The sequence below is a fragment of the Arthrobacter sp. Z5-13 genome (genome assembly GCF_056499105.1).
Window position 1 is genome coordinate 586418 of the sequence record NZ_CP096460.1, and the last position, 17025, is coordinate 603442.

Sequence of the window (17025 nt, forward strand, 5' to 3'; positions counted from 1 at the left end):
AAGCTCTCCTTCCCGGGCACCCTTATTTGGCTAGACCGAGCTGTTTTTCGATCGCCGGAACCGAGGGCCTGTAGCTGCGCCGGTTAGCCAGTCTTAGTTCAAGGAGCCGCGGCAGCGATAGAAGCGGGGTGAGGTCGCCGTCCAAGGCCCTTGTGGACTCGTAGAGATACAGCCGCCTCAATTCCCTTAGATTCTGCAGGGGCTGGAGCGATGCTATGTCGCCGCAATTTCCCAAATTGAGGAACCGGACGTTGGCGGCTGAGGCGACCTCGTCAAGGACGCTGATCCTTTTACATGATTCAAGCTGCAATTCCATGAGATTCTGCGCTGCGCCAGAGTCGCGAAGGGTTGAAAGATCCGCCAGTTTGGAAGCTCCATGGATCGATAGCTGGAGCAACTTCTCAAATTCCCCAAGTCCGTTAAGCGATTGAATCTGCGGATAATGCTTCATGCTCAGGACACCCAAAGATTTACACGATGCAAGGGGTGCGAGGTCTGCACCTTGGTAATTGAGCAAGAAAAGATCGGTCACGTTTGCCATCGCTTCTGTCTGGCTCTTTATCAGTGACCAGGGCAGAGAAAGCGTTCTCAGCGAATCGAATCCGCTCAGGTCTAGAGTTCCCTCAGATGAGGGATGGACGGGTCCCACGCGCAGTTCTGTAAGAACGTGCTTAAGACGAGAGACGGGCTCTAAATCCCTTATGTTTCGATCCAACAAGTCCAACCTGAGTATTGGCCACGGCCGAATAAACTCTAAGTTTGGCTCGCTAAAACCGTGGGCGTAATTCAGGATGACTTCGCGGATACGCCCGCTTTGTACGACGCCTTCAACTGTGGGGGTCCACCGCCCATTGACGAAGAGCCTCGTACCGTCTGCGGTTTCCTCCAAGGAGTAGCCGTCGTACTGCACCATTCTCTTAGGGTTATACATTCGCCATGTCCGCTCCCTCTCATCCGCAGTGGATCAATCATCGTCCACAGCTGCCAGTAAAGCCCACGGCTTTATCGGCGAGAAGCTCGCCCTTAGCAGCAGGCTAGAGGCTCGCCAGGAGGCCCGCCGTCTGTTCGAGCGCACCCGGGACCAGCGAGTAGTAGGCCCAGGTGCCGCGCTTTTCCCGGTGCAGCAAGCCGGCGTCGACCAGGATCTTCAGGTGATGGGACACGGTGGGCTGTCCCAGGTCCAGGGGCTCAGTGAGGTCGCACACGCACGTTCCGCCCTCGCCGCCGGCTTTGACGATGGAAAGCAGGCGCAACCGGTTCGGATCGGCAAGTGCTTTGAATGCCAGAGCCCTCTGCTGGGCGTCCTCGGCGTTCAAAATCATTCCACCTGAAGGCTCGCAGCAGGTGTCGGGCGGCGCGACCTCGAGAGTTGGCAGAGAGTTCATAGCCCAATTATGCACATATATTGACACTCGTCGATATATCTGGTGATACTTCCATATCGACATCCGTCGATTTAGTAACCCTCATCCCGGGTCAGCCACCGCGATCAGAAAGAGGACACGATGGAGTCATCTAAGACCCTTCCCATCGCCGTGATCGGCGCAGGTCCGGTTGGTCTTGCCGCCGCCGCGCACCTGCTGGAGCGTGGCCTGGAACCGCTGATCCTGGAAGCGGGAGCGTCCGCTGGTGCTGCGATCGAACAATGGCGCCACATCCGGCTATTCTCACCGTGGCGGTTCAATCTTGACGCCGCTGCCGTCCGTCTCCTCGAAGCATCCGGTTGGGAGTCCCCCCGCGCAACGGCCCTGCCCTACGGAGGGGAACTGATCGACGGATATCTTGCACCGCTGGCGGCCCTCCCCGAGATCGCGTCACGGCTGAAGACCGGTGCGCGTGTTACCGCCGTGACCCGGCAGGGAATGGATAAGACCCACACCCGCAACCGGGACACCACACCTTTCATCGTCCGCGTGGAGCACGACGGCGGCAGCACCATCGATTACCGGGTGGCCAGCGTGATCGATGCCTCGGGTACCTGGTCCACCCGCAACCCCCTGGGAACCTCAGGGCTCTCCGGCATCGGCGAAGAGGCGGTTGCGTTCCGGATTTCTTCACCTCTTCCTGACGTTCTGGGCCGGGACCGTTCAGCCTTTGCCGGCCGCCGCGTGCTGGTGGTGGGGGCCGGCCACTCGGCGGCGAACACCCTGATCAATCTCGCCGACCTCACCAAAGAAGAAGCCGGCACCCGGATCCTTTGGGCCGTGCGGGGCGCATCCGCAGATAAGGTCTACGGCGGCGGTGACGCAGACGGGCTGCCGGCCCGCGGCCAGCTCGGCTCCCGGCTCCGCCGCCTCGTGGACGCCGGAACCATCCAACTGAGCACAGGCTTTGGTATCGCGGCTCTGAAGGATTCCGACGACGGCGTAACGGTCACCGCTTTGGACGGACGCACCATCGAAGCCGACGTCGTCGTTCCTTGCACAGGTTTCCGGCCTGACCTGGACATCCTCCGGGAACTCCGGCTGAACCTGGACCCCGCCGTCGAGGCGCCGCTGGAACTGGGGCCGCTCATCGATCCCGAGTTCCACTCCTGCGGCACCGTCCCCCCGCACGGCGCACGGCTCCTGGCTCATCCGGAGAAGGACTTCTACATTGTGGGCATGAAATCCTATGGCCGTGCGCCCACGTTCCTGCTGGCTACCGGGTACGAACAGGTCCGCTCAGTAGCAGCAGCCCTTGCCGGAGATCGCGAAGGCGCCGATACCGTCCAGCTGGAACTTCCCGAAACGGGGGTCTGCTCCAGCGGCGCCGGGACTAGTTGCGACGCCCCGGACACCACCCTCGAGGAGACCGAGGCGGTTTGCTGCGGCACTCCTGAGCCTGTGCTCGTGGGCTTCCCGACGGGCCTTTCCCATGGCCGCTCCGGGGACCAGTAGCCACGGTACCTATCCGGGGCCGGTCCACGTGAGCGTGGCGGCATACCCGATCCGCGCATTGACGGACAGGATTCTGCAAGGATCGGTTTCAGCTCCTAAGCGGCGTCCATCCCATTGGGAGGGGACCCCGGACAGCTGCTCTGCGCCGGTCCTCATCAGCTGACCAGCCTTGGGCGGCCTCGGCGTGCGGATCACCGACCGCGCCGCGGGCAACCCTGAAACCCACGTCCTCCAGTACAGCGTCCGGCGCGCTGCCGCGGCGCACCGATGCCCTGCAACTCCATTCCGGATCAGCCCAACCTCCACCCCGGAGGCTTCGGTAATCGCCATACCGGGCGGTATCGGCGTAGTCCCAGCACCATTCCCAAACGTTGCCGATCATGTCGAAGAGGCCAAAGCCGTTCGCTGCTTTCCCGGCAACTTCCTGAGGGCCGGCCACGTCGTCTGTTGCTGTCCAGGCGATATCTGCAAGTGCCGCGTAAACAGGGGTCCGGGTCCCTGCCCGGCAGGACCATTCCCACTCGGCCTCGGTGGGGAGGCGGAAACCGTTGGAGCTCACATCCCAGATGACCTCCCGGTCGCGAAGCCTGTACGCCCGGTTGAAGCCGGCGGCGGAGGACGCCCTGTTGCACCACCGGACGGCGTCGAACCAGGTCACCGGATGAGCCGGAGCGCTCATTAGTGAGTCTGGAGGCGGGGCATCGCTCAAGACAGTGCTCCAGATGGCCCACGTGAGCTGCGTTTGCCCTATCTGGAAGGGGTGCAATTGGACTTGGCGCGAAGATCCGGAACGGGCGTCGTGCAACTCAACTGTGCCTCCGGGAATCGCGGCGAGTGGGACAGCCCCGGCACCCACGTCTTCAAAAGTCATGTTCCCAACCTTGCACTACCGGCAAGACCTGGAACGCGAAGAGGCTCTTCTCAATCGCGTTTCCGCTACATGTAGGCGACGGGATCCACGGTCTGGTCGTTGAGCATGACCTCAAAGTGCAGGTGGCAGCCTGTGGAGTTGCCGGTTGTCCCTACGCCGGCGATCTGCCCACCCTGGGTCAGGGCCTGCCCAACGGAAACGCCGATCCTGTCGAGGTGGTTGTACGTGGTCTTCAGGCCGTTGCCGTGGTCGACGACGATCCGGTTTCCGCCGCCGTACTGGCTCCAGCCGGCCTCTGTCACGGTTCCCGCAGCTGCTGCCAGCACAGGGGTTGAACACTGTCCGGACAGGTCCATGCCCGTATGCATTTCGTCGAGCGAGCCGGTCAGCGGATTCACGCGGAAGCCGAACGGAGAAGTCACGCTCATCGAGGCCAGGGGAGCCCGCAGGGCCGGTGAAGGTGGAGCAGGCGGGGCAGGCACTGGTTCCGCAGCGGGGGCAGGTGCCGGGGCAGGTGCTGGTTCGGCTTGTGGTGCCGGGACGGAGCTCACCTGCGGGCGGTCAAAGGCCAGCGCTGATGCGGCATCTGCCGCCACCGCGGGCTGCGCCGTGGGAGAAAATACCGTTCCGGCGGCAAGGTCCTGCGCGGCTGATATCAGGCCGGGCTGGGCGTGGGCATTGGAAAGGGCAGTCAGTGCGAACATGCCCGTCACCACTGCCGCAATTCCCAACTTCCGGCCGCGATCCCGCAGGGTTGGGGTGGGGGATGAGGGCGCCCGGTGGCTGCCCTTGGCTGACATGGATGCGAAAAGGGCATGGCGATAGCCGCGTTTGTCCTGGGAAGTCAAAAGTAGGTCCTCTCGGCGCCGGCGAAATTAGCTGTCGGATTCGGACGAGTGGACTGTCCGGCCTGCCCCGGCGGACGCTCAAGGCGTGCAGCTACAGGGCCAGGCTTCACCCCAAGATGCTCAAGGCATCATCAGTGGGTTTTCCGCCCCCGCCAAGGGAAATAAAGGTTTCATGGACCGCCGGCGGGGTTTGGCGAGGCGGTCACACGCATACCAAATGAAGGTATGTGGTCCCTCTATGTAAGCAAGAAAAACCATGAGTTACAAATCCGTTACCAGAATAAGGTCACGTTTCGTCTTGCTGCAGGGTAGGATGCGGCGGCTGGGTGACGATGCTGGCTCATGCTGCTACCACCGTCGTGATCGCGACGGCGGCCCTTGGCCTACGATTGGCTGCGTGAGGATCGGAACTCTTGTCGCAGTGCTGGAAAGGCACCAGATCGGGTTCTATCTGGCCGCGATCATGGCTGGTGGAGGGGTTGGATTACTCGCCCCTGACTCGGCCGGGGCGCTGGAGTATGCAATCAATCCCGTCCTTGGCCTGCTGCTCGTCGCCGCATTTCTTGGGATCCCTTTTGCCTCGATAGGTACGGCCACCCACGATCTGCGCTTCATGTCCACAGTGCTGATACTGAATTTCGCTGTTGTGCCCGTGGTGGTGTTCGCCCTCACTCGTTTCATCGCCGGAGAGCGGGCGCTGCTGGTCGGTGTCCTCCTGGTCCTGCTGACCCCCTGCGTCGATTACGTCATTGTGTTCACCGGTCTTTCGGGAGGGGCCAGCGACCGTCTCCTTGCCGCGGCGCCGGTGCTCATGCTGGTGCAGATGCTCCTGTTGCCGCTGTACCTGATGCTTTTCGTGGGCCCGGAGATAGCAACAGCGATCGACCCTGCCCCCTTTGTTCAGGCGCTGGTGGGGCTCATCCTGGTTCCGATGGCACTCGCGGCGCTGACGCAGGCCCTGGCCCGGCGGGCGGCACTTGGGCGGGGGATCCTGGCCGTTATGCAGGCCCTGATGGTTCCGCTGATGATGGCAACCCTGGCCGTGGTTGTGGGCTCCCAGATCGTGGGAGTCCGGCAGGAGCTGGGCGTCTTGCTGGCCGTTGTTCCGCTGTATGCCGCGTTCCTGATCGTTATGGTGCCGGTGGGACTGCTTGCGGCCAGGCAGGCTCGCCTGGATGTTCCGGCCACCCGTGCCGTGGTCTTCAGCGGGGCCACCCGGAATTCATTGGTGATCCTTCCGCTGGCATTGGCTTTGCCCGGCCCGTTGGCGCTGGCTGCACTGGTGGTGGTCACGCAGACCCTTGTCGAACTCATCGGGATGGTTCTCTACGTCCGGTTTCTGCCGCTCATCATCCCTGCTGTTCAGCGGCAGCAGCTCACCTAAGCGGACTCACTGCTAAGCGGACTCACTGCCGGGCATCCTTCATCGCAGCGTCGAAGGCCGGCAGGCTTCGTTCGATCATGTCCTCGTTGGCAGTCAGGGAGATCCTGAAGAAGCCCGGCGTCTCGAAAAGCACGCCCGGCAGAACGAAGACGTCCCGGCGGGCAAGTGACGCGGTGAAGGCCTCGTCGTCGGGAATCGGGGAGGGGACGTAGAGGTAGAACGTTCCCTCCGGGCGCCAGATGCGGTATCCCATCCCGCCGAGCTCCTCCACCAGCCGGTCCCGGCGGCGCTGCAGCTGATCAATAGAAATGGAGAATCTTTCGAGCTCGGGAAGCGCATGCTGCAGCAGGGCGTTCGGGTACACCCAGCCCATGGCTACTTGCAGGCTGGTTATTGCCGGGGCCATTTCTTCCCTGTGCGGCATGGTGGGCGGCAGAGCCAGATAGCCTACGCGCTGGCCTGGGGAGAGATGCGTCTTGCCGTAGGAGTAGGCCAGGAGCGTGTGCGCATAGAACTCCACGGGGCTGTGGAAGCGCAGCCCGTCGAACACAATCCGGTTGTAGGGCTCGTCCGAGATGAGATAGATCCGGCGGCCAATCCTCAAAGAGGCGGCCTCCAGCACTTCCGCCAGCCGCAGCAGCAGTTCAGGCGGGTACACGCGCCCGGTCGGATTGTTGGGCGAATTCACGATCACAACCCGGGTCCGCTCCGTGATGGCTGCCTCGATCGCACCGAGGTCGAGGTCGAACGTGGTGGTGTTGATCGTGACCTTCACCGGTACCAGCCCTGCTTCAAGGACCAGCGGCTCATACAGGAACCAGGGCGGCAGGCTGTAGATGACTTCGTCGCCGGGATCAGCCACCGTCTTCAATGCCAACGCAATCGCCGCGAAGCCACCTGTGGTGAGGTAAATGTCCTCCGGCAGGAAAGGCACGTCCAGCAGCCGCTGCAGTGACTCCGCGGCCGCTTCCCTGGCGGCCTCGCCGTTGGTCTGGTACGCGAACCACTGGTCATTCTGAGGTGTCAGCGCGTCCCGCAGGGTGTTGACGTAGCGGTCGGCAGGCATCTGGTGCGGGTTCCCGAAAGTGAAATCGCAGCCAGGTGCCTGCCCGTGCCCGCGTGAGCCGTATTCGCGGATGTAAGCCTCAACCCTCCGGAACGAGGGGATGGATGCCAATTGAGCAGCGCGGGCAGATACTGCGGAAATGGTCTGGGCTGTGGCCGTGGGGTCGTTCATGTCAGCTCCTGTATAGGGCAGCCGGATGTGGCGGCAGCCGGGCGGACAGCGCGCTGCTGAGCCAGTGGAGGCCGTGCTGGGACCCATTCTCGACTTCAGCAAAGTTGATGTAAAGGCCCTTGGGAAAGGTAAAAGCCAAGGACGCTAGGACGACGGCGGGACTCACGGCGGACCGCCAGATGGCGGTCCGCGGGAACTGCTTTGAGCCCGGCTGGCGGTTAGAATCGCTGAACGAAATGCCTAGGCTGAATCACGTCACAACGCGGTGACCAGCCATCCAGGAGATCCATGATGCCAGCCTCTAAAGCCACCCCTAAAGCGCCGCCGTTTGATGTTGAGCTGGGCTCGACTCTTGAGGCGCTGGGGGACCTGCTCAATCCAACCCTTACCCCGGACATGATTCAAGGCATGCGGGGCGGGCCACTTACCGCATCCATCGAAGAGCAGCTTGCAGGCCATGCCGTCCGCCATGAGGAGCGGATAATCCCCGGCCCTGCAGGTGCGCCGGACATCATCGTTTCGATCTTCAGAAAAATCGACCACGTCCCCGGCGGCCCCGGGATCTATCACACCCACGGCGGCGGAATGATCATCGGTGACCGCTTCCTCGGCGCGGACATGCTCATCGAATGGGTCGAACTGATGGACGCCGTCGCCGTTTCGGTTGAGTACCGGCTGGCGCCCGAAAACCCTGACCCGGCCCCCGTCGAGGACTGCTATGCGGGCCTCGTCTGGACAGCGGCGCATGCCGACGAGCTTGGCTTCGACCCCGAGCGGCTCATCATCGCCGGCGCCAGTGCCGGCGGCGGCCTGGCTGCGGGTGTTTCCCTCATGGCACGGGACAGGGGCGGCCCGGCGCTCGCCGGCCAGGTCCTGATCTGCCCCATGTTGGACGACCGCAACGAAACAGTCTCCAGCTACCAGATTGACGGTTTCGGACTGTGGGACCGCACCAGCAACGACACCGGATGGGATGCCCTGCTGGGCGACAGGCGCAGGACCTCCGAGGTGTCCATCTATGCCGCACCGGCCAGGGCAACTGACCTGTCAGACCTCCCGCCTGCGTTCATCGATGTTGCTACCGCGGAAGTGTTCCGGGATGAAGTGGTGGCTTACGCCTCCGGTATCTGGGCAGCGGGAGGAGTCGCTGACCTGCACGTGTGGGCCGGCGGATTCCATGGTTTCGACATGATCGTCCCCCAGGCAGCACTGTCCATCCAGGCCCGCGATGTGCGGACGAAGTGGGTCCGCCGCATCCTTGGCGCCTGACCCGCCTGGCGGCCTGTGAACAGGCCAGCCTGTTGGGGGCGGAGTAAAATTCGGGCTACAAGCTAACTCGACGAGCGGCAGATATGCAGGGACTGGTGTGGCGCCTCAAAGCGCTTGACCCTGAGGCGTCCGAAAGCCTTAAGGTGATCGCGTACTTCGACGCGCTTGTTGACGGGCACGCCAGCGCCCAGGTTCTGCTGAGCGGCGCTGCGGTGCTGAGTGGCTGCCCGGCAGGATATGTCACTGACGGCAACGCCGTCCGGGTTGACGCCTCCGGAACCAAAACCGCCGTCGGGCTCCCGGCGCCGGGAGAGCCCGACGGCGGCTGGCCCGGGCACGCTTTTGGCGACGGCGGCCGGGTGTGGATTGAGCGTCCGGGCCCGGCCTTCGCCAACGACGAGATGATCCTCGAGCGCGTGGCCATTGCGCTGGGGATTTCCTTCGACCGCACCAGCCCGGTGGCCGCTTCCCGCCGGGCAATCGAAACCCTCCTGGACGTTGCGGTGCCATTGGAGAGGCGGATGGACGCGGCCGCCATGCTCCGCCTTGACCGCCAAACGTCCTACCGGGTGGTCGCTGTGCCGGCGTCCACAGACGTCGCAGGGCCAAGTGCCGTCATTTACACCGTCGTGGGGCCGGTGCGGGCAGCTGTGCTCCGGTTCTCCGCAACAGAGATGTTGGATTCACAGCTTCCACAGCCCGGGTCCACGGCAGGCGTCGGCCTGGCCATGACTCCGGAGGCGCTCCACCGCTCGTGGGCCACTGCCCTCCTGGCTCTCCGGCTGACCAGCCCGCGCCACCCCCGGCAACTTGCGGACGATCTGGGCAGTCTGCTCGTTTTTGCGGAGGCCGCCGATGCTTCGTCGTATGAGACGCCTGACCTTACGGCGCTCAAACGGCTGCTGACATCCCAGCCCAAGGCCCTCGCTCTCCTGGAGTCAATCGCCGAAACCACCAGCCTGCGTGCTGTGGCCGAAGAGATCGGACTGCACCACTCCAGCGTCCAGGCCCGCGCAGCCGAGTACTCCACGGTTTTGGGTTTTGACATCCGCACGGCCGCCGGACGTGTCCGTTTGTCCCTGGTGCTGACGCTTTGGAGACTCGCCCCCGATTCGTAGGAGGGCAGTTTCCAACGATCGTCGCAACACCTTGAACGTTTATCGGACGGTCGACGTCGACGCTTGTGCGATGACAGCCCCCACGGTGACGACGCCCTGGGCGAGGACCAGCCATGGATGAACAGATCCTAGAAACAGGGCGAGTAGGACCGGAACCATCGCCAGGACCGTGATGTCCGTTCCCCGCAGTAGGGATGACATCTGGTCCCTTGGCACAGGCCCGAAAGGCGTATCTACTGGCGGCTTGGTCCAGTCCGGCGCGGGACGTGTTGCCGCACGTACCGCTCCTGCGCCCATTCCTGCGCCAGCGAGCAGCCCGAGAAAAATCAGCGAGGGAGGAGTGGGGCCGAGGGCTACGAATGTTGTGGTCAGCGCCCCCATCCACACCGCCATGCTTAAGGCGGGCATGAGCATTCGGCTGCAGCGCACCAGCGCCGGGCTGACGGGCAGCAGCGAGTCGAGCCCGGTGATGACGGCGGTCCGTCGAGCAACTGTCCCTGTTCCCGAAGTCGTGAGGCAACCAGCAATGAGGATCACACCGAGCTGGAGCAGCACGGGAAGGGCCGGAGTGATTAGCGCGACGCCTACGCAGATACCCAACCACAGGAGCGGAATGGTGGGTGCGGGCTGCAGGCGCAGGAACGCCACGATATCGGCGCGCACCACGGCAGCGAAGGCCCAACGGGTAGGCCTCCCATAGAACCGGGAACCGCGCCTGCGGAGGGCCTGGCGCGGTTCTGATGCCAGGGCCCGGTGTAACTCGTTGACGTTGATAAAGAAGATGGACGCGGCGGCGTGGCCTGAAACAGCACCGCCGCGTAACAGCTCCGCACCACTCACCTCACCAAGACGGGGAAGCACATACGCGACGAGAGCCACCACTGCAATGAGCGCCAAAACGAGTGGCCAGGCAGCAGGGGCCTGGAAGGGCAAAACTGCTACGGGGATGAAGCCGGCGAAAATCGCCACCCGGTGTCCCCTGGATGTTGGAGTGCGTTGCAGGATCGCAGCGCTGGCAACAGCCAGTACGGCTCCGAGTCCAAAGGTCGCCGCGGAGCTGGCGTGCGCCCAGGCGGACCGGTCGATAGCAGTCAGGAGGCTGAAAGGGATGTAGGCCGCCGAAGCCGCACCGCCAGACGCCACGAGACGGGAACGAAAGGAAGGAAGGACCATCAGGCGCCGGTCAATCGGCAGCGGCAGCCACCACGCGCCTTCTGCGCGGCTGACCGTTACCGGTCCCAGCCGACGCGCTGTCAGTGCGATTCCGACTAGTGCCAGGTAGGTCAAAAACATCCACAGGAACTCCGCGGGCAACACCTGCCAATGTGCCGCGGTCAGGCTTACCTCGCCCAGGCTCCGGCCAGCAATTTCGTTGCGGAGCGCCACGACGAGTGACGCAGCGACCATGAGCACGCAGCCTCCGGCCAGGGCGTACGAGTACACATCCACGAAGATGTCGCGAAGCGATGAACGAACCCTGTTGTACTGCCGGGTCCTGCTCCGGGTGAAACGGACCACCTCCCGTACAAGGTGCGACGTGTCCCCGCGGGACGTATCTGGTTCCGACACCGGCCGCATCGAGTCAGGCGCCAGCAATTATCTGTGCACCTCGTTCCGTATCAACTGTCTCAACAACCTCATCAATGACCAGACATGTGGTTGCTGTCCGAACGAGCAATCGGGGATCGTGCGTAACAAGCACTACGGTGGTGCCAGCGTCGGCGAGCTGTTGAATGCGTTCGGCAAGCGCGTCCCTCATCACCGGATCCAGGCGCTGCTCCGGCTCATCGAGAATCAACAGAGATGACGGCCGGATGAAAGCAGCGGCCAGGAGCAATCGCCGGCGCTGGCCCGAGGACAGTGCATCAGGAACAGCATGCGACCGCTCTGCAAGCCCGAAAAAGCTCAACTCGGCCTCGACCGCGTCCTCAGGGGAGCGCAGAGAGTGACCCCGCGCCACCAACAGCAGATGCTCACGGACCGTCAAGGACGGGAAGAAGACATCTTCATCGAATACAACCGCAACATGCCGCCGGAACCACACAGCGTCAGGCATCACCGGCAACCCATTCACACGCACGTCTCCGGCCAAGGGGTCCTGGCGACCAGCCAAGGTGCGAACCACCGTGGACTTACCGGCACCATTGAAACCCACCACCCCAAGGACCTTCCCGGCAGCAACACCGAAGGAGACCTCTCCACATACCGGAGCCCCGGCATACCCTACTAACAATCGCTCCGCTTCAAGCACATCCCCCATCTTTCAACCCTATACGGGAGGCCAGCGCCGCCCGGGCTCACCACCTCTGGTCATCGGTCAGGAGGGGCTCTAGCGGTTGGCCGTCAACGTATGTTGACTTTCCAACTCTGCGTCAACTAATGTTGACGCAGTGGAGGTGGAACGAATGAAAACACTGGTGGCATCAATGGACGGGAAAGGTCCCGCCGAGGCGCTGTACGCCGTCGCAGAATTGCAAAAGGAGGTGGGCCGCACGGAGGCATCGCTGGTCCGGAAAGCCAGGCAGTCCGGCTTGTCTTGGGAGGCCATAGCGCTGTGCCTTGGAGTCAGCAAACAAGCCGTCCATCGCAAATACGGGAAGCAATAACCTTGGATCGATTGCTCCGTAGGTGCCCTTTTGGTGGGTCTAAAGGGCACCTACGGAGCAATCGATGGGCGCCGCTGGTTAGTGCCCGTCCGGGCCCGGCCGAAAACCGCTTAGTCGTTCACCAGCTGCAGGATCCCTGCTGAGGTGAGACGGGCAGCAAACCCGCTGGCGACGTCGGTAATTTCAGCTTCTGCGGTCCGCCGGCTGCCGTCGACGTCCATGTTGAGGACAGTGGGTGCGAAGCGCACGTGGGTGGCGTCGTTGATGCCAACGAAGTTCAGCCAGTCGGCAAAGAAGGTGCTGCTGAAATCCTGGCCGAATGCCGGAGCCACCCCTGGGCTGTACACGCCGCTGGTGTGGATGGCGAGGGCCTGCTTGCCCTCCATCAGGCCTTTGTAGCCACTGTCGGGATCAAAACCGAAGCTCCAGCCGGGCTGGGTAACGATGTCGATCCACTGCTTCAGCGCGTAGGGAACACCGGCGTTCCACATCGGGATGTTGAAAACGTAAGCGTCGGCGTCCGCAAACTGATCGAAGACAGCACGTGCAGCTTCCCAGGCGTTGACCTGCTCAGCGGTCTGATCCTGGCCTGAGAAGACAGCCATCTTCGCTGCTGCAGCAGTACGCCCGAAATCCGGAAGGGCGCCGTCGTCGAACACATTCAGTGTTTCAACCTCAAAGCGCTCCTCAGCCGCTGCCTGGATGGCATCGAGAGCATGGCGGGCGAGGCGGAGGGAGTCACTGTGGGCCTCGCGGGGTGATGCATTGACGTGAAGGATCGTAGGCACGGTCTACCTTTCGGTGGTGGCAGGAACGGGCCGAGCGACGGCCCATGAACCATCCTTGCTGCGGCTGCCGCCGGGGGTAAGAACGCACTTGGATGTGCCTAGGGCACTTTCAAGTGCCCTTGCCTGGCCTTTGGGCTGCCCTTCCGTGGAAGTAGTAGGCTGGCGGCCGGTACAGAACCAGCAGAGGAAAGTTTGGGGCAATGACTCTCACGGCGGAAGAAAAGCGGCAGGAAGCACAAGCGGAATTCAACAACGATCTGGGACAGTGCCCTGCCCGCCAACTGCTTGAGGCCATCAGCAGCAAATGGGTCACCTTGGTGATGCTGGCACTCGCAGACGGGCAATTGCGCCACAGCGAGCTCCGCAGGGTCATTCCCGGTGCGAGCCAGAAGATGCTCACCTCGACGCTCCGCTCGTTGGAGCGTGACGGCCTTGTATCCCGCCTCGTCACGGCCTCGGTTCCGGTCCGGACCGACTACGAGCTGACACCTCTGGGCCACTCCCTGCTTGGCGTGGTCCATCGGATGAAGGACTGGGCCGAAGCGAACATGGACGATGTCTCGCACGCCCGCATGCAACACGACCGCCGCCAGCTCAACCTGGAGTAGCGAGCCAGGATGTCCCTGGCTCATTCACGCTGTCAGTCCCTTCTGGTCCGCCCACGCCCGGTAGCTTCCTTCAAGCTCGACGACGTCGTACCCCTCGCGGCGCAGGACACTGGCCGCTACAGAGCTTCGGGCGCCGCTCCGGCAGTAGGCCACGATAGTCGAGTCCCGGGGGAGCTTGTCCAGGTTCCACAGCACTCGGCCGCCGTGCAGGTGCCTGGATCCGGGAATGTGGCCGTCCGCATGTTCGCTCGTTGTCCGGACATCCAGCAGCACGGCGGTGGTCAGCGCTGGGAGGTCTGCGGGCCGGATCAGCCGGGGAGTACTCTGAGGCAGGCCTTCAAGAGTGGTCACGTAGCCGGCCACCGAGTCGATGCCTACCCGCACTAAGTGGTTCCGCATTTCCTCTGCCCGCTCCGGCGCGCTGGCAAGTAGCACCAGAGGACGCGGATCACGTTCAGGATCGATGGCCCAAGCCGCATAGCTGGCGAGGTTTTTACCGGCAGGGATGTTGAGGGAACCGGCCACAGTGCCTTGGTGAACTTTGGCATTGTGGCGGGTATCAACGAAGGTCACGGCCTCGGCTGCGAGTTGCCTGGCGACTGTCTCGGCGTCGAGCTCCTCGAGCGGAGCATGCTCTGCCAGGATGGCCGGGCCCTGCAGGTTCTGCCGTTTCATGCGGCCGAAGTAAGAAGGGGCGTCGGGCTGGCCGTCGAGGAATTCCTTGATAAATGCCTCTTCGTCGTTGTTGGCCAGGTACCGGCCCCACCAGGCATAGAGCCTTTCGTAGCCCACAGTGGAGGAAGGGACGGACCCGATGGCCTTGCCGCACGCGCTGCCAGCCCCATGCCCGGGAAAGACCTGGATGTAGTCCGGCAGGGTCAGGAACTTGTCCCGGAGGCTGGCGAACATTTGCCTCGCTCCGGCAACATCGGTACCGCCAGCCTCCAGCCCGCCGGTTTCCTCCAGCAGGTCCGGCCGTCCGAGATCGCCTGAGAAGACGAAATCCCCGGAGAGCAGGTAGCCGGGATAGCCGCTGAAAGCGCCATCGGTCACGAGGAAGGACAGGTGCTCGGGAGTGTGGCCGGGGGTGTGCAGGGCCTGGAGGGTGACGCTGCCGATGGTGACCTGATCGCCGTCGTGCAGCCGTTCACCGTCGAACTTGTACTGCCAGTCCGGTCCGCCTTCCCCGGAGAGGTAGACCCACGCGCCAGTAGCGGCGGCTAGCTCGCGGGTCCCGGAGAGGAAATCGGCGTGGATGTGGGTTTCGGTGACGGCGGCGATCTTCACGCCGTGAGCCGAGGCGACAGACTGGTACACGGCGATGTCCCGGCGGGGGTCGATGACCATCGCTTCCTTGCTGTGTTCACAACCGATGAGATAGCTGGCCTGGGCAAGGTCGTCATCGTAAATGCGCTCGATCAACATGGTGTGCTCCTTTGACACCATTATTCCTCCGGAGCGAATGTCCAAGCCCTGAAGCAAGGGTCCTCGTCGTTGCGGAAGATTCACTTTGGTTTTGCTGGCGTTTGCGGCGGCGTTCTTCTGCCAGTCCGATACCGTCGCGAACCGCGGCACGGATGACGCCATAAAGGACGTAGAAAACGATTGCTGCGAAGACCAGGTTTACGACGATTCCGCCCGGATTAAACATTTTTGCTGTCCTCGTCCGGCCAGAACGGTTGCACGCCCTCCGCCGCAGTTCTCAATTGTCCTCCGTCCAGTTCAATCGAGGTCTCTTCCATGCCGAAGTCCGTCCACTGCGTGACCAGCCTGAGGGTGCCGGCGGGAGGAAGGGGCCAGAGCCAGAGGGTGCCGACGCCGGCCAGTTCGTCGTCCGCTCCGCTGCCGCCACCGTTGTTGAGGGCAAGTGTTGGGGGGTCAGGTTCCTCGTTGGTTCCCATAAATCCATGGGAGCCTCGGTTCCCCGTACTGGCTTTGGACCCGTCGGAAAGTTCTACGCCGAACATGAGCCAAGATTGCTGACCTGTTCCGCGGCGGAAGCCCATGCCCGGCTGAAAGAACAACGAGTGCTTTACGGCCCAGTCATCCTCGGTTTCTTCGCCACGGCGGAGGACCCAGGACAGGTTCAAGTAGCAGCCAGTGGAGAACACTTCGACGCTTCTGAGCGCCATCACCATCGCCGGACTGCGGTGCAGGAACGTACCGATGTGGACAACTGCGGGCAGTTCGTAGGCCGGAGGGCCGGCCCACGGTGGCGGAACAAACCTGGCGGCGGATGGTTTGGGGCTGGACGGTGGGATTGGAAAGTCTTGGAAGAAGGTCACGGTCATCCTCGGGTTCGCTGGTTGCGACCGACCAGAGGGACGGCGGCGCTGCCGCCCGGGATCCCCCAATCCGTCCTTGCCCCGCAAGTCTAACCGCGGCACCTCGACGGTGCATGGAACCGACAGGAATGTCCAAGCCGGCGCCGTCTGGGGGCGAGTCCTGGTCTCATCGGACTCGATCGTCGCCGGCTTGGAATCCCATTGAAGCCTGTCCGGACCACCTAAAGCACGAGTAATGCGTACTCGCTTTTCAGGGCGTATGTTACTTGCTGGTACGTGGAAAATGATGCGCTGGGTATTGGTTCTCTGACGAGGATATGAGGCTCGGTAGGTGACAAACTGTAAACCATGACTTCCGCCGGTGCCGCCGTCTTCGTCCACGGGCTTATCGGCCCCTTTTCGGAGCCTGCGGCTCTTCAGGCACTTCACCCACGCCCGACGTCGGCCCCTCACCTGAACGGGTACGGAACCTTGAATGGCTGCGCGCCCGCAGCCAGAAGCGCTGGGCTCGATGAGATTTCCACCGAATCCCAGGTGGCGGCGCTGCGTGAGCATGTTGAAGAGGTCAGCAGCCGCGACCCGGTCCACTTAATTGCCCACTCGGTCGGGGCCGTGTATGCCTTCACACTGGCGGCCCGCTATCCGGAGAAAGTGGCGTCCATCGTCACGGTGGAGGGTAACTTCTCTCTTGCGGATGCCTTCTGGTCCGCTGCGTTGGCGGCCATGCCTGTTGACCAGGCTGACATCGAAATCCGGGCTTCCCTCTCCAGTGCTGATACCTGGTTGGCCGACTGCGGGGTCGAACCCACACCAACGCTGACCGTCCGCGCCGAGGAGGCCTTGGCTTACCAGCCGTGGAGCACTGTCTGGTCTTCCGCCCGAGCAATCGTTGAGACCACCGGGAAACCGGACTACGACAAGATGCTGCAATACGTGTTCGGGCGCATCCCGGTGCATCTGCTGGCAGGAGAGCACTCTGCGTCGGCGTGGGCCGTTCCTGAGTGGGCAGTTGCCGCCTCGGCCTCCAGCACCGTGCTTCCTGGAGTAGGCCACATGATGATGCTGGAGCGGCCTGAACTGTTCGGGGCAGCGGTTGCCCGGATCCTCGGCTGACGGCTGTCAAGCCGAGGTT

Annotated in this window: 17 protein-coding genes and 1 riboswitch; of the genes, 7 read left to right on the forward strand and 10 right to left on the reverse strand. The window is 63.0% G+C overall.

All coding sequences use genetic code 11. The features are described 5' to 3' along the window. Window positions 1-22: 22 nt before the first annotated feature. Together M1E02_RS02775 and M1E02_RS02780 are read right to left on the reverse strand one after the other, a co-directional pair. The gene (locus M1E02_RS02775; protein WP_479376643.1) at window positions 23-913 is read right to left on the reverse strand and encodes a leucine-rich repeat domain-containing protein; all 891 of its coding nucleotides are present in this window, start codon (window positions 911-913) and stop codon (window positions 23-25) included. Window positions 914-1034: 121 nt separating this feature from the next. Further along, window positions 1035-1385: an ArsR/SmtB family transcription factor gene (locus M1E02_RS02780; RefSeq protein WP_479376644.1), complete on the reverse strand. Its 351-nt coding sequence runs from the start codon at window positions 1383-1385 to the stop codon at window positions 1035-1037. Window positions 1386-1505: 120 nt separating this feature from the next. Between M1E02_RS02780 and M1E02_RS02785 the strand changes: the two genes are divergently transcribed. Continuing rightward, a complete protein-coding gene (locus tag M1E02_RS02785) occupies window positions 1506-2879 on the forward strand; it encodes an NAD(P)-binding domain-containing protein (RefSeq protein WP_479376645.1) in 1374 nt (457 codons plus the stop codon). Between the two features lie 88 nt (window positions 2880-2967). Here M1E02_RS02785 and M1E02_RS02790 read toward each other — a convergent pair whose 3' ends face one another. Together M1E02_RS02790 and M1E02_RS02795 are read right to left on the reverse strand one after the other, a co-directional pair. Continuing rightward, complete coding sequence (locus M1E02_RS02790; RefSeq protein WP_479376646.1) at window positions 2968-3750, reverse strand: formylglycine-generating enzyme family protein; 783 nt, start codon at window positions 3748-3750, stop codon at window positions 2968-2970. 65 nt (window positions 3751-3815) lie between these two features. After that, the gene (locus tag M1E02_RS02795) at window positions 3816-4598 is read right to left on the reverse strand and encodes a M23 family metallopeptidase (protein WP_479376647.1); all 783 of its coding nucleotides are present in this window, start codon (window positions 4596-4598) and stop codon (window positions 3816-3818) included. A 4-nt stretch (window positions 4599-4602) separates the two neighbouring features. Beyond that, a riboswitch (cyclic di-AMP (ydaO/yuaA leader) is annotated at window positions 4603-4802 on the reverse strand. 259 nt (window positions 4803-5061) lie between these two features. Between M1E02_RS02795 and M1E02_RS02800 the strand changes: the two genes are divergently transcribed. After that, the gene (locus M1E02_RS02800) at window positions 5062-5982 is read left to right on the forward strand and encodes an arsenic resistance protein (protein WP_479378042.1); all 921 of its coding nucleotides are present in this window, start codon (window positions 5062-5064) and stop codon (window positions 5980-5982) included. Window positions 5983-6004: 22 nt separating this feature from the next. Here the strand turns inward: M1E02_RS02800 and M1E02_RS02805 are convergent, their stop codons facing one another. Next, window positions 6005-7219: an aminotransferase class I/II-fold pyridoxal phosphate-dependent enzyme gene (locus tag M1E02_RS02805; protein WP_479376648.1), complete on the reverse strand. Its 1215-nt coding sequence runs from the start codon at window positions 7217-7219 to the stop codon at window positions 6005-6007. Between the two features lie 288 nt (window positions 7220-7507). On the opposite strand from M1E02_RS02805, the gene M1E02_RS02810 reads away from it, so the two are divergent. Both M1E02_RS02810 and M1E02_RS02815 read left to right on the forward strand, forming a co-directional pair. After that, window positions 7508-8488, forward strand: a complete 981-nt coding sequence (locus M1E02_RS02810) for an alpha/beta hydrolase (RefSeq protein ID WP_479376649.1) — start codon at window positions 7508-7510, stop codon at window positions 8486-8488. 83 nt (window positions 8489-8571) lie between these two features. Then, window positions 8572-9606 (forward strand): helix-turn-helix domain-containing protein, encoded by a 1035-nt coding sequence (locus tag M1E02_RS02815; RefSeq protein WP_479376650.1) that lies wholly within the window; start codon window positions 8572-8574, stop codon window positions 9604-9606. A 39-nt stretch (window positions 9607-9645) separates the two neighbouring features. Here M1E02_RS02815 and M1E02_RS02820 read toward each other — a convergent pair whose 3' ends face one another. After that, entirely contained in the window at window positions 9646-11175 is a 1530-nt protein-coding gene (locus M1E02_RS02820; RefSeq protein ID WP_479376651.1) for a DUF6297 family protein, read from the reverse strand. Between the two features lie 13 nt (window positions 11176-11188). Then, window positions 11189-11866 (reverse strand): ABC transporter ATP-binding protein, encoded by a 678-nt coding sequence (locus M1E02_RS02825; RefSeq protein ID WP_479376652.1) that lies wholly within the window; start codon window positions 11864-11866, stop codon window positions 11189-11191. Between the two features lie 145 nt (window positions 11867-12011). Between M1E02_RS02825 and M1E02_RS02830 the strand changes: the two genes are divergently transcribed. Further along, window positions 12012-12212: a death domain-containing protein gene (locus M1E02_RS02830; protein ID WP_479376653.1), complete on the forward strand. Its 201-nt coding sequence runs from the start codon at window positions 12012-12014 to the stop codon at window positions 12210-12212. Between the two features lie 110 nt (window positions 12213-12322). Here M1E02_RS02830 and M1E02_RS02835 read toward each other — a convergent pair whose 3' ends face one another. Then, the gene (locus tag M1E02_RS02835) at window positions 12323-13000 is read right to left on the reverse strand and encodes an FMN-dependent NADH-azoreductase (RefSeq protein WP_479376654.1); all 678 of its coding nucleotides are present in this window, start codon (window positions 12998-13000) and stop codon (window positions 12323-12325) included. A 200-nt stretch (window positions 13001-13200) separates the two neighbouring features. Here M1E02_RS02835 and M1E02_RS02840 point away from each other — a divergent pair, with 200 nt between their 5' ends. Continuing rightward, window positions 13201-13608, forward strand: a complete 408-nt coding sequence (locus M1E02_RS02840) for a winged helix-turn-helix transcriptional regulator (protein WP_479376655.1) — start codon at window positions 13201-13203, stop codon at window positions 13606-13608. Window positions 13609-13632: 24 nt separating this feature from the next. On the opposite strand, the gene M1E02_RS02845 is transcribed toward M1E02_RS02840, so the two are convergent. Both M1E02_RS02845 and M1E02_RS02850 read right to left on the reverse strand, forming a co-directional pair. Then, window positions 13633-15033, reverse strand: a complete 1401-nt coding sequence (locus M1E02_RS02845) for an MBL fold metallo-hydrolase (RefSeq protein ID WP_479376656.1) — start codon at window positions 15031-15033, stop codon at window positions 13633-13635. A gap of 218 nt (window positions 15034-15251) precedes the next feature. After that, window positions 15252-15893, reverse strand: coding sequence for a hypothetical protein (locus M1E02_RS02850; RefSeq protein ID WP_479376657.1), 642 nt, complete (start codon window positions 15891-15893; stop codon window positions 15252-15254). Between the two features lie 348 nt (window positions 15894-16241). Here M1E02_RS02850 and M1E02_RS02855 point away from each other — a divergent pair, with 348 nt between their 5' ends. Then, the gene (locus M1E02_RS02855) at window positions 16242-17006 is read left to right on the forward strand and encodes an alpha/beta fold hydrolase (protein ID WP_479376658.1); all 765 of its coding nucleotides are present in this window, start codon (window positions 16242-16244) and stop codon (window positions 17004-17006) included. The last annotated feature ends 19 nt before the right edge of the window (window positions 17007-17025 follow it).